Annotated in this window: 9 protein-coding genes; 5 read left to right on the forward strand and 4 right to left on the reverse strand. The window is 62.9% G+C overall.

Annotated features, from left to right (window positions below; all coding sequences use genetic code 11):
* Window positions 1-77: 77 nt before the first annotated feature.
* Window positions 78-584 (reverse strand): DUF2165 family protein, encoded by a 507-nt coding sequence (locus tag U1R88_RS31555; protein ID WP_322434862.1) that lies wholly within the window; start codon window positions 582-584, stop codon window positions 78-80.
* Window positions 585-623: 39 nt separating this feature from the next.
* Between U1R88_RS31555 and U1R88_RS31560 the strand changes: the two genes are divergently transcribed.
* Window positions 624-878 (forward strand): hypothetical protein, encoded by a 255-nt coding sequence (locus U1R88_RS31560; protein ID WP_322434863.1) that lies wholly within the window; start codon window positions 624-626, stop codon window positions 876-878.
* Between the two features lie 262 nt (window positions 879-1,140).
* Here the strand turns inward: U1R88_RS31560 and cuyB are convergent, their stop codons facing one another.
* The 3 genes from cuyB to U1R88_RS31575 are packed head-to-tail and all read right to left on the reverse strand — an operon-like array spanning window position 1,141 to window position 4,158.
* Window positions 1,141-1,872 (reverse strand): cysteate racemase, encoded by a 732-nt coding sequence (cuyB, locus tag U1R88_RS31565; RefSeq protein WP_322434864.1) that lies wholly within the window; start codon window positions 1,870-1,872, stop codon window positions 1,141-1,143.
* A complete protein-coding gene (locus U1R88_RS31570; protein WP_322434865.1) occupies window positions 1,869-3,245 on the reverse strand; it encodes a dicarboxylate/amino acid:cation symporter in 1,377 nt (458 codons plus the stop codon). Before U1R88_RS31570 ends, cuyB begins: the two co-directional genes overlap by 4 nt.
* A gap of 4 nt (window positions 3,246-3,249) precedes the next feature.
* Entirely contained in the window at window positions 3,250-4,158 is a 909-nt protein-coding gene (locus U1R88_RS31575; RefSeq protein WP_322434866.1) for a substrate-binding periplasmic protein, read from the reverse strand.
* A 783-nt stretch (window positions 4,159-4,941) separates the two neighbouring features.
* Between U1R88_RS31575 and U1R88_RS31580 the strand changes: the two genes are divergently transcribed.
* The 4 genes from U1R88_RS31580 to U1R88_RS31595 all read left to right on the forward strand — a co-directional run bounded on the left by U1R88_RS31580 (window position 4,942) and on the right by U1R88_RS31595 (window position 11,689).
* Window positions 4,942-6,123 (forward strand): efflux RND transporter periplasmic adaptor subunit, encoded by a 1,182-nt coding sequence (locus U1R88_RS31580; RefSeq protein WP_322434867.1) that lies wholly within the window; start codon window positions 4,942-4,944, stop codon window positions 6,121-6,123.
* A 4-nt stretch (window positions 6,124-6,127) separates the two neighbouring features.
* A complete protein-coding gene (locus tag U1R88_RS31585; protein ID WP_322434868.1) occupies window positions 6,128-9,298 on the forward strand; it encodes an efflux RND transporter permease subunit in 3,171 nt (1,056 codons plus the stop codon).
* A gap of 226 nt (window positions 9,299-9,524) precedes the next feature.
* The gene (locus tag U1R88_RS31590; RefSeq protein WP_322434869.1) at window positions 9,525-10,244 is read left to right on the forward strand and encodes a response regulator; all 720 of its coding nucleotides are present in this window, start codon (window positions 9,525-9,527) and stop codon (window positions 10,242-10,244) included.
* On the forward strand, window positions 10,241-11,689 hold the full coding sequence (locus U1R88_RS31595; RefSeq protein WP_322434870.1) for a sensor histidine kinase: 1,449 nt from the start codon (window positions 10,241-10,243) through the stop codon (window positions 11,687-11,689). The genes U1R88_RS31590 and U1R88_RS31595 overlap by 4 nt, the downstream gene beginning before the upstream one ends.
* Window positions 11,690-11,742: the final 53 nt, after the last annotated feature.

Consider the following 11,742-nt stretch of genomic DNA (forward strand, 5'->3'; position numbering starts at 1 on the left):
AGTTGTACGATACAACTGTAATGGCTTTTACCCGTTTGTCGAGCCGGATCAGCTTTGCGAAAAGGAGTGCCGGATCCTCACGCCGTCGGGCGTTCGACATCCTCGTCGGCTTGCATGATGAAGATCAGCACCAGGAGAATGGTGACATAGAAGCGGAAGGCGGGATTCTGGCCATTCCAGGTCGATGACTGCCACATGGCAAACCACTCGCCGCCGATCACCATGAAGCCGAAGAACCAGACGAGAAAACCGATCGTCGACGCCATGACGGCGTAGTTCTTGGCGGCATGAAAGCGTCTTGCCGGCGCGTGGCGGGCACGCCAGAGCGAAGCAGTGGCCGCCAGGTACAAGATGCAGGTCACGGCTTCGCCGACTATGATCAGAATATAGGCGGCATTCCACAGAACGGGATTGCTGATCGACCGGTACATCAGGCTATTGCCCGGAAACGTACTGTCCATGGACAGGACGTGCTTTACGAATTCGTAGTTGGAGCCGTAGTCGGTGAGATTGCCGAAGGTGACGAGAAGGGCAAAAGCCGCGAGGCAGAGGCACATGACGATCTTGGCGTAGCGCGTGGACATAACCTGTATTTCCTCGATTGAGACGGATGGGTCCTCGACTTGAACAATTCTCCAGCCAGCCCGCCTCGGAGCGGCAGGATTGTTCTCACGGCCAGCGCGAAGGCCTTTGCCGACGGGGCGGGGTTGGGGGAGGCTCTTGCCGCCCTGACCCTGCCGCTGGAATGCGCGGTCGGCGATTGGGTGAGTGTCTCCGGTTTTGATTTTGCCGTGATACGCCGCCGCTGGGTCTGCGCGGACGATGTCGCCAGCCTGGAGATCACGCTCGACCATCCCGCGGGGCACGGTCGGCGCTGACAGGGCTTGCCCAGTTGCGGACCATGACCGCCAGAGCAAAGCGCGTTTAGACGGAAACGCTGCATTGCTCTAACTCTTTGGTTCGACGCGTCTTTGCGATTCTTGGTGATTCCACCAAACCGCAAAGCGCTCTAGGGGACACCTGTCGCCGGCCCTGAAGTGAACCAGCCCTGCGGCAGTGCATGCGGAAAGACCTTCGCCCTCCGGCAAGATGGCCTCGTGACCTCGGGTCTCCTTCGGAAACCTTGGACATCCGAACACCTCAGGCGGTATTGCGCATGCGATCTGGATTGCGAAGTCGTCGAACGCAGGTCAGGGCGAGGGCGCGGGAGGCGTCGACCACCAGCGTGCCCTCTGGCGCCACATCCTCTGCCGCGATGGGAAGCTCCGTGCAGGCGAGGATGACCGCTTCCAATCCGTCCTTCCTGCAGTACTCGAAAGCCGCCGCACAGGCGCGTTTCGCCCGCTTCAGGTCACCGAGCTTGACCTGCAGGATCGCATCGTCGACGGCGTGCTGAAAGGCAGGCTCGGTGGGGTTGCAGCAATCGAAACCGGCTTCCTGCAGGCGTTTCTGGTAGAAGCCGGAACGCAAGGTGCCGCGGGTCGCCATCACGGCCACCCTGCTTGCCTTGGACCGGCGGTGCAATTCATCGATGGCCGCGTCCGCGATGTGGACGATCTCGGCCCTGGAAGCCGCGGCGAGGGCATCGTACCAGTGATGGGCCGTATTGCAGGCGATCGCGATGATTTCGACATCGAGGCTGTTGAGCATGTCGATCGCCTCGATCAGCCAGGGAAGAGGCTTGTCGTTGCCCTCGCGGATTGCCCCCGAACGGTCCGGTATCTGCGGCACGCTCAGGATTGCCATGGAGATATGGTCGGCATCGGTCTCGGCCGGCACCGCGTCGATGGTCTTGCGATAGAAATCCGCAGTGGCAAGCGGGCCGAGGCCGCCGACGACGCCGAGACGCGGTCGCAGGAGCCGGCCGGTCATGCCGCTGCTTCCGCCTTGGGGACGTTGAGCGCGAACCCCTCGCTCTCGTCGACCGGATGCTGGGCCGAATCCTTGGGCGCGATCGCGGCCGTCGCCGCGGCGATGGTCGATACGACGGTCAGCGTTCGCATGGTGTCGGTCAGCGCGTCGATGGTGAGAAACAGCACGAAAGGCGCTTCGAAGGGCAGGTTCAGGTGCGCGCACAGGATCACCATCTGCGAGAGCGTGACCGCGCCGCTCATCCCGGCCGTGGTCATGCCCACCAGGATCGAGGCGCCGGCGATGTAGACATAGTCGTTCATGCTCAGCGAACGGCCATAGAGCTGCGCAATGAACAGCGAGCCGCACACGAACAGCATGATCGGCCCGGCGCGCAGCATGGTGACGTGAAGCGGCACCAGCATTTCCACGACGATGCGGTTGAAGCGCAGGCGCTCACCGACGAGGCTGATGATCCAGGGGATGCTCGCCGTGCTGGAGCGGGTCGCGATGGCGATCATGAACAAGGGCTGATGGGCCTTGAAGGTCGCCCACAGGCTCTCGCCGCTGCGAAACCACACCACGAGCAGCGACAGCACCATGATGATGCCGGTTGCGATGGCAAAGGTGGCGATGAAGCCGACCATCAGCATCAGCGGCTCGACGCCGGTCAACGCTGTCTGGCTGGCGATGATCGCGAAGGAGGCGAGAGGCAGCAGGACGTTGAACCATCCCGTCATGATCAGGCAGGCACGGTAGACCGTCTCGAGGGCATTGGCGAAGCTGAGGGAGGTGGCGGCCGGCACCCGGCCGATGCCGATGCCGAACAATATGCAGAAGACCAGCACCTGCATGGTGTTGCCGACCGACAGCGAGTTGAAGATGTTGCTGGGGATCAGCTCCAGCAGGCCTGAGAAAACGCTCTCGTTCGTGGGGGCCTGGCCGGGCGGTGCCAGCGTCATCTGCAGGTCCGTGCCGATGGCTCCCCGGTTGTTGAGCACGGTGCCGAGCTCGATGCGATCCTGCACGTCGGTGATCACCCCCGGCTGCAGCACCAATGTCACGGCTCCCGTGATGGCGACGGCTGCCACGGATACCAATGCGATCGCCATGACGACCCTGGAAAGGTAAGCCGCCGTTTGTGGATCCCGGGTCATCGATTTGATCGCGAAGACCGTCGCCGAGACGATCAGCGGCAGGACCACCATCTTGAGCAGATTGAGATAAGCGTCGCTGATCGGGGCGAGGGACTTTGCGAAATCCGGCAGGTAGGCGCCGCAGAGGGCCCCGAGAACCACCGATGCGATCACCGTCCAGGGCGATTGGGAGATACGCCGCAAGCCTGCATTCCAGGTCGACGATTTGTGCTCGCTCGGAATGGACATGGAGCTCATGGGGTCAGGCCTTGCGCAGATAGCGGTTCACCAGTTCGTCGGCCGTCATGGGCTTGTCGCGCCCCGACAGCTCGAGGAACAGATTGACGAATTCCAGGAGGTGGGGAGCGCCGCGGCGCACGCCGATCGCAATGGTGTCGGTCAGATCGGTTAGGGTAACGGATCGCGCCACGATGGTGAGCGACGGGTCCTCGTGCAGCAGGCGCTTGATTTCCAGATCGTCACGATAGGCCGCGTCTACGTGGCCCTCCCGCACCGCTGCGACCAACTCCTGCCAGGCCAGGAAAGTCCGCACCTTCGCCTTGGTGAAATTGTTTCGCGCGTAATATTCGAACGAGGATCCGGCGATCACGCCCAATTCGCCATCGAAAGAGCGCACGACGTCTTCCGGTTGCCTTCCATTGGCGAGGATCGCGAAACGAACCCGATTGATGATCAGGGCATGGCTCAACTGGGCATAGGGACGCGAATAACTGATGTTTCGTGCCCGACCGAGGGTACGGCTCAGCTTGGCGACGACGATGTCGGCTCGGCCCTGCTCGATCAGCGCGACTGCGCCATCGAAAGTGGGAGAGCTGCGGTCGAGCACCAGCTTCACCCCAAGGGCGTCGGCAAGCTGCTGGCTGGTATCGGCATCCATACCCTGCGGCGTGTCGCTGCTCCCCCCAAAGAAGGGCGGCGATGCAAAGCCGGGCATGGCGACGACCAGCGATTTGCGCGCGAGAATCTCTTCGACATCCCCGACCAACGGCGTTGTTGCGAGAGACTCGTCGGGCTGGGTTGCTGCCACAACGGGCGATACGGCAAGAGCAGGTGCTGCTAGAAAAAGAATTCGCCTGGTGATCATGACGTTGTGCAATCCCGAAAACAAACAAGACTCACATGCAATCCGAATAGGCAGCGCAATCAGCACATGACCTGCAGAACAACGTGCTACCCTTTCGCTCTACACTGCATCCTCGCTCGGAGATCGGACACTTGAGGCGGGTGGGTCATAGGGCTTGCACAATGAATTCCCATCCGGTCAGGTCATACCGGCGAAAAGGTGTCGGCGCCATCTTCCAGGTGCTGATGTCATCCCCTCAATCCGAATTTCTCAAACCTCGGAAACACTGCGGCTGAACGCATTCGGCAAATTTATATCTAGTCTAGCGATAGGTTAGCTTAGATGGTGCCTGGATTTTTACAAGGTGCCGCAGTGGCGAAAATTCCATCAGCTATGGCTATCCATGACCTTTTACAATTTATCCCGGAGATGCACACGTTCACGCTCCTCCATCGTGTCGGCGATGATGGTTTATCGGTACGGTATGGAAGTTTAATGATTTAAATTAAATATATAAAATTCCCATAGTAAATGAATAATTTCAATTATACAAAATAATATTTGGAGATTATTCTTATATGAGTTGGTGTTATCTGCAATAATTTCAAGAAAAATTCATAATTACAAAATTTTTAAGTGGGAAATTACTTCGAATATCCGCGGCTCAGGCTCGAAGGGCGGCGCCGTATAATCCTGGGACAAAAGATATCGACTTTGTCGCAAATTGTGCGGTGCAACAAAATCGTCACATCCTTCGACAATCTCTGCCCTCGACCGGCATACTTTCAGGACAGGCTTCGATCAATCTGGCCCACGACAAGGGCGTTCCGCGGACGGAACGCCGGCAGATGCAAGGCGCGGAGCACGGAATTGAAGAATGCAAAGGCAATCACAGGGCTGGCTGGCCTGACAATCCTGGTGGGCATGAGCGCTGCCGGATGGAGCTTCTATCAGGCACGGGCGGCCGTAACGCAGACACCTGTCCGTCCCGCACCCACGGTCGTCGTCTCCCAGCCCCTGCAAATGCGTGTTGCCGACACGCAGGAATTCGCCGGCCGCTTCCAGGCCAGTGCGATGGTCGAGATCAGAGCACGGGTGCCTGGCTATCTGGATGCCATCAATTTCGAAGACGGACAATTGGTCGAAAAAGGCCGCGTGCTCTTCGTCATCGACCAGCGCACCTATCAGGCCTCGCTCGACATGGCCAACGCACAGCTCAAGAGCGCCAGGGCGCAGGCGGAGCTGGCGGGCCAGGAACTGGACCGCGCCCGTCAACTGGCCGGCACGGCTGCCGTCTCGCGCTCAACGCTCGACCAGCGCCTGCAACAAAAGGCGGCGGCCGATGCGGCGATCGAGACGGCACGGGCCACCCTGCGCCGCGCGGAACTGGATCTCGAATTCGCAACCATCCGGGCCCCGATTGCCGGGCGGGTCTCCAATCGGCGGCTGGATGTCGGCAGCCTCGTCTCCGACAGCGGCACAGTGCTCACCACCATCGTCGCGCTCGATCCGATCGACTTCGTCTTCGACATGAGCGAACAGGATTTCCTGCGCCATGAGCGCGCCATGAAGGCAGGTGCCATGCCGTCCATGCGCGACAAGGGCGTTGCGGTCCAGGCCCGGCCGGATGGCGAGGCGGCCTGGTCCAATGACGGGGTCATCAGTTTCGTCGACAATCGGCTGGAGCCGGGCGCCGGTACCATCCGCGCCCGCGCCACGCTCCCCAATCCGAACCTTTCCATCACACCGGGCCAGTTCGGTCGGATTCGCATGGCCGCCTCCGGAGACTATGCGGCGTTGCTGATCCCGGAAACCGCCATCCTCGCCGACCAGGCAAGCCGCATCGTGCTGAAACTCGGAGCCGACAGCACGCTGCAGGCCACCACCGTCGGGCTGGGTCCCAGCCGGCCGGATGGGTTGCGGGTGGTGACCGGCGGGCTCGGCCCGGACGATCGTATCGTCGTCAACGGCTTGCTGCGCGCCCGGCCCGGCCAGAAGGTCGCGCCCCAGCCGGGCAACATCGCCACGCAGACGGCCGGCCTCTCGGAGTAGACGGATGCGCATCGCCCATCTCTCGATCGATCGCCCGATCCTGGCGACGGTCATGTCCGTCCTCGTCGTGATCATCGGCGTGGCCGCCTATTTCACCCTGCCCTTGGCGCAATACCCTGAGATTGCGCCGCCGACGGTCGTAGTACAGGCCCAATATCCCGGTGCTTCGGCCGAAACGGTGGGCGATACGGTGGCAGTGCCACTCGAACAGGAGATCAACGGTGTCGAGAACATGCTCTACATGTCCTCGCAGGCCACCGGTGACGGCCAGCTCACCCTCACCGTGACCTTCCAGCTCGGTACCGACCTCAACGAAGCCCAGGTGCTGGTGCAGAACCGCGTGGCCGTGGCCGAACCTCGTCTGCCCGAGGAGGTCCGCCGCCTCGGCGTGACCGTGCGCAAGACCTCGCCTGACCTTTTGATGGTCGTGCAGCTCTTCTCCCCGGACGGCTCGCGCGATCCCCTCTACATGGCCAACTATGCCACGCTGCGTATCCGCGATGCCTTGCTGCGCCTGAACGGCGTCGGCGACGTCCGTCTCGTCGCCTCCCGCGATTACGCCATGGTCGTGTGGCTCGATCCGGACAAGGTCTCGGCCCATAATCTTTCGGCGGGCGAGGTGGTGGCGGCCCTTCGGGCTCAGAATGTCCAGGTCTCGGCAGGGGTGATGAACCTGTCGCCGGTTCCGCGCCAGGGGGCCTTCGAACTGAACGTGGAAACGCTCGGGCGGTTGACCGACAAGGAGCAGTTCGAAAACGTCGTCGTGCGCACCGATGCCGAGGGACGCGTCATCCGTATCCGGGACATCGCCCGCGTCGAGCTGACGGCGCAGAGTTTCCGCGGCACGGCCTATCTCAACGGGCAACCGGCCCAGCCGATCCAGATATTCCAGCAGCCCGGATCCAACGCCATCGAGACGGCCGAGCGCGTGACGGCGACGATGAAGCGTCTCGGCGCGGAGATGCCCGGCGGCCTGAGCTACGCCATTCCCTTCAATCCCACCGAATTCGTCGGGGAGTCGGTTCGCGAAGTCTACAAGACGATCTTCGAGGCCGTCGGCTTGGTCGTCCTGGTGGTGCTCCTGTTCCTGCAGACCTGGCGCGCCGCCATCATTCCCATCCTGGCGATCCCGATATCCCTGGTCGGCACCTTCGCCGTGATGGCGGCACTGGGCTATTCCCTCAACAATATCTCCCTGCTGGGCCTGGTGCTCGCGATCGGCATCGTGGTCGACGATGCCATCGTCGTCGTCGAGAATGTCGAGCGCCATCTCGCTGCCGGCCATTCGGCGCGAGAGGCCGCCCACCGCTCCATGGACGAGATCGGCGGCGCGTTGATCGCCATCACCCTGGTCTTGTGCGCCGTCTTCGTGCCCGCCGCCATGATGTCGGGGATCTCGGGGCAATTCTTCCGGCAGTTCGCCGTCGTCGTCGCCGCGGCCACCGCCATTTCCGCCTTCGTTTCGCTGACGCTGAGCCCGGCCCTGTGCGCGCTGCTGCTGAAGCCGCATGCAGCCGAGGGACCGTCGCACCGCCGCTTCCTGCCGATGCGCCTGCTCCACGGCTTCTTCGGCCTCTTCAACCGCGGTTTCGACCGTCTCTCCATCGCCTATGGCAGCATGACAAGGCGGCTCCTGCGTGTCAGCGTTCTCGTCCTTGTCGCCTATGCCGGCCTCGTCGGCTTCTCGGGCTGGCAATTTGCCCGCGCACCAACCGGCTTCGTTCCGGTGATGGACCAGGGCTACATCATCAATGCCGTGCAATTGCCGCCGGGCGCGGCCCTGAGCCGGACCGATGCGGTGATGAAGGAGGTCTCGCGCCGGCTCCTCGCCACGGAGGGGGTGGCGAATGTCGTGGCCATCGCCGGGCTGGATGGCGCCACCTTCACCAACGCGTCCAGCAGCGGCATCGCCTTCACCATCCTCAAGCCCTATGCGGAACGCGAGCGCCAGGGGCTGACCACCGATCGGATCATCGCCTCGCTGCAATCGCGTTTCGCCGATCTCTACGAAGCGCGCATCATCCCGATCAAGCCGCCTTCCGTGCGCGGAATGGGCAATGCCGGCGGCTTCAAGCTGATGGTGCAGGACCGCAACGGCCAGTCGCCCCAGGCGCTGGAAGCAGCAGCGCAGCAGGTGCTGGCCGCCGCGGCGCAGGCGCCCGGAATTGCCAATGCCTTCTCGCCGTTCAACACCGCTACCCCGCGGGTCTATGCCGATGTCGACCGCCTCAAAGCGCAGATGCTGGGGGTATCCGCCGGAAGCATCTTCGAAGCCCTCGAAGTCTATCTGGGCTCGGCCTATGTCAACGACTTCAACATGCTCGGACGAACCTTCCAGGTGCGAGCCCAGGCCGATGGGCGCTACCGCACGGATCTTGCCTCGATCGGCAATTTCAAGATGCGCGGCGACGGGGGAGCGATGGTCCCGCTGAGCGCGGTTGCAACCTTCCAGGAGAAGTCCGGTCCCTATCGCATTCCGCGCTTCAACCAATATCCGGCGGCCGAGATCCAGGGGGCCGCGGCCGTGGGAACCTCGACCGGCGCCGCCCTCGACAGAATGGAGCAGATCGCGCGCGATAACTTGCCCGAGGGCTTCGGCTTCGAATGGACGGAGGTCGCCCTCCAGGAACGGCTAGCCGGCAATACCGGCCTTCTGATCTTCGGCGCGTCCGTCGTCTTCGTCTTTCTCCTGCTGGCAGCCCAATATGAGAGCTGGACGCTGCCGCTTGCCGTCCTGCTGATCGTGCCCGTATGCCTACTCTCGGCCGTGAGCGGCCTGCTGATCTTCGCCATGGACGTCAACATCCTGGCCCAGATCGGCTTCGTCATCCTGATCGGCCTGGCGGCCAAGAATGCCATCCTCATCGTCGAATTCGCCCGCCAGGCCGAAGCGGAGGGACTCGGCCGCGTCGAGGCGGTCGTGCAGGGCGCCCGCATCCGCCTGCGACCGATCCTGATGACCTCGCTCGCCTTCATTCTCGGCGTCCTGCCGCTGTTCCTGGCCACCGGCGCCGGCGCCGAGATGCGGCAATCGCTGGGTACGGCCGTCTTCTTCGGCATGATCGGCGTGACCGCCTTCGGCCTTGTCTGCACACCGGTTTTCTACGTGTTGTGCCGGATGCTCGAAGGGGGAGGCCGTCGGAAACCCGTCACGACCGCGATCGAGGTTTCGTAGCCGGAGTGACAGGGATCAGCAGAATTTGCCAGGCGCAGGAAAAGTGTCACAAGCTATGGCGCGATATAGACCGGATACAATTCGATACAGTTCAAGGCGATCTCCAGGCGTGGCCGGTCTACCCAGTCCGCGACGACGCCATTACAATAGAGCCTGGAACAGGTGGCGATGGGCGCGGCGCGAGGAGCCTGCCTCCTTGAGCCCGCCCTAGGTCGGAGTGTCATGCATGGAATCGGTGCCCCATATCGCGGTGGTCGACGACCACCGCGACATTCGTGACCTCGTCGGCAAATATCTCACCCAGCATGGCTATCGCGTCAGTGTGGCCGAGAACGCGGCCGCCCTGCGGCGCCTGCTGGAGCGCAATGCGCCCGACCTCATCATCCTCGACGTGATGATGCCCGGCGAGGACGGGTTGAGCGTCTGCCGCCACCTGCGCAGTACCACGCTGGTGCCGATCATTTTCCTCACCGCCATGGTCGATGACACCGACAGGATCATCGGTCTCGAAATGGGGGCGGACGACTATCTCACCAAGCCGTTCAATCCACGCGAATTGTTGGCGCGGATCAAGGCGGTGCTGCGCCGGGTCAATAGCCTGCCGCCGCAGCGCGGTACCTTGAAGGCCAAGACCCTGCGCTTCGATCGCTGGCAGCTCAATGTCGGCCGCCGCGAGCTTGCCGGTTCGGATGGTGTCGCCATTCCCCTCAGCACGGCCGAGTTCCGGCTGCTGACGGCCTTCCTCGACCATGCCGGTTTGGTGCTGAGCCGCGATCAATTGCTCGATCTCACGGTTGGCCGGGCCGCCGACACTTTCGACCGCAGCATCGACAACCAGGTCAGCCGGTTGCGCAAGAAGATCGAGTTCGATCCGAAGAATCCCATGCTCATCAAGACCCATTGGGGCGGCGGCTACAGCTTTACCGCGGAGGTTGAACAAGCATGATGGCGTTGTGGCGGCGCAGCCTGGCTGCCCAGATCATCACATTCATGTTGCTGGCCCTGGCGGTGTCGCAGGGTATCGGCTTTCTCGTCTCCTGGGACGAGCGCGGCCAGGCCATGCGCGCGGCGGCCAAGGGGGAGTTCTTCAGCCGCGCCGCTTCACTCGCCTTGTCGTTGAATGCGACGCCGGATGCGGTCCATGGCGACATCCTCGCCGTCAGCGGCACCATCTATTCGCGCTTCTGGTTGTCCACCCAGGAGCCAGTCGACGCGACGGCCTGGGCCAAGGACGCCTGGAAGCGCCTTCATGAGCCCCTCCCGCCCGCCAAAATGCCTGTCCATCCCAAGCCGAACCGTGGCCCGGCGATCGCGGCCGTCCCGGAAATACCAACCGGTGCCGCTTTTGCCAGCGAACCGGCCCGCTGGATGGAGATCGCACCCCAGTCCTGGCTGCTCGCCCGGCCGGCGAAGTTTCAATATCTCGACACCGCGATCGGCATGGGGCTGGCCGTCCAACTTGACCGTGGTATGTGGCTCAATGCCGCCTATGCCAAGAATTATCACAACGCCTTCTGGACCTCGCAATCGGCTGTCTCCCTCGGCATCACCGCCTTGGTCCTGTCGGTCATCGCCATATTGGTGGCGCGGGGCATCGCCCAGCCGATGCGGCGCCTGGCCAGTGCGGCGGAGCTGCTCGGGCGAGGCGAGGCCGTGCCGCCTTTGCCGGAGTCCGGGCCCGACGACATCCGCCAGACCGCCGAAGCCTTCAACCGCATGCAGGCCCGGCTGCAGCGCTTCGTCGAAGACCGCACCCGCATGCTCGCGGCCATCGGGCACGATCTGCGCACGCCGCTGACCTCCTTGCGCCTTCGGGCCGAGTTCGTTTCGGACCCGGAGATCCAGGACAAGATGCTCAAGACCATTGCCGAGATCCAGACCATGACGGAATCGGCGCTGGCTTTTGCGCGCGAGCAGGCAACGGCCGAGACCACCCGTACGGTCGATCTTTCAGCGCTGGTGGAGAGCCTGTGCGATGATCTGGTCGATATCGGCCAGAACGTTGCCTTCCTCGACGGTCCGAAGATCAGCTATCGTTGCCGTCCCGATGCACTGCGCCGGGCCGTCCGTAATCTGGTCGAGAACGCCGTGCGCTATGGCGAGCGTGCCCGGGTCACGCTCTCGCGCACGGCCGAGAGCATCGACATCGTCATCGAGGACGATGGACCGGGCATTCCGGAGAATCTCGGCGACCAGGTGTTCGCTCCCTTCTTCCGCCTCGAGCATTCGCGCAACCGTGAGACAGGCGGGGTCGGTCTTGGTCTCTCGATCGCCCGGGCCATTGCCCGCCATCATGGTGGCGACATCCGGCTCTTCAACCAGGCCAAGGGGTTGCGGGCGGTGATCGGCCTGCCGCTCGTCACCAGCCGTACTGCCCGGGCCCCGGCGTGACGGCAAGGCCGTAGCCAACGCTGCTGCCGCCTCTCATGGCACCCTTGCGGGGG

Origin of the sequence: Labrys sedimenti (genome assembly GCF_034424805.1) — a bacterium.
Lineage (GTDB): Bacteria > Pseudomonadota > Alphaproteobacteria > Rhizobiales > Labraceae > Labrys > Labrys sedimenti.

Bases quoted from the DNA above. Each gene is read 5' to 3' on its own strand.
- U1R88_RS31555 (WP_322434862.1), bottom strand. From the start codon at position 584: ATGTCCACGCGCTACGCCAAGATCGTCATGTGCCTCTGCCTCGCGGCT.
- cuyB (WP_322434864.1), bottom strand. From the start codon at position 1,872: ATGACCGGCCGGCTCCTGCGACCGCGTCTCGGCGTCGTCGGCGGCCTC.
- U1R88_RS31570 (WP_322434865.1), bottom strand. From the start codon at position 3,245: ATGAGCTCCATGTCCATTCCGAGCGAGCACAAATCGTCGACCTGGAAT.
- U1R88_RS31585 (WP_322434868.1), top strand. From the start codon at position 6,128: ATGCGCATCGCCCATCTCTCGATCGATCGCCCGATCCTGGCGACGGTC.
- U1R88_RS31590 (WP_322434869.1), top strand. From the start codon at position 9,525: ATGGAATCGGTGCCCCATATCGCGGTGGTCGACGACCACCGCGACATT.
- U1R88_RS31595 (WP_322434870.1), top strand. From the start codon at position 10,241: ATGATGGCGTTGTGGCGGCGCAGCCTGGCTGCCCAGATCATCACATTC.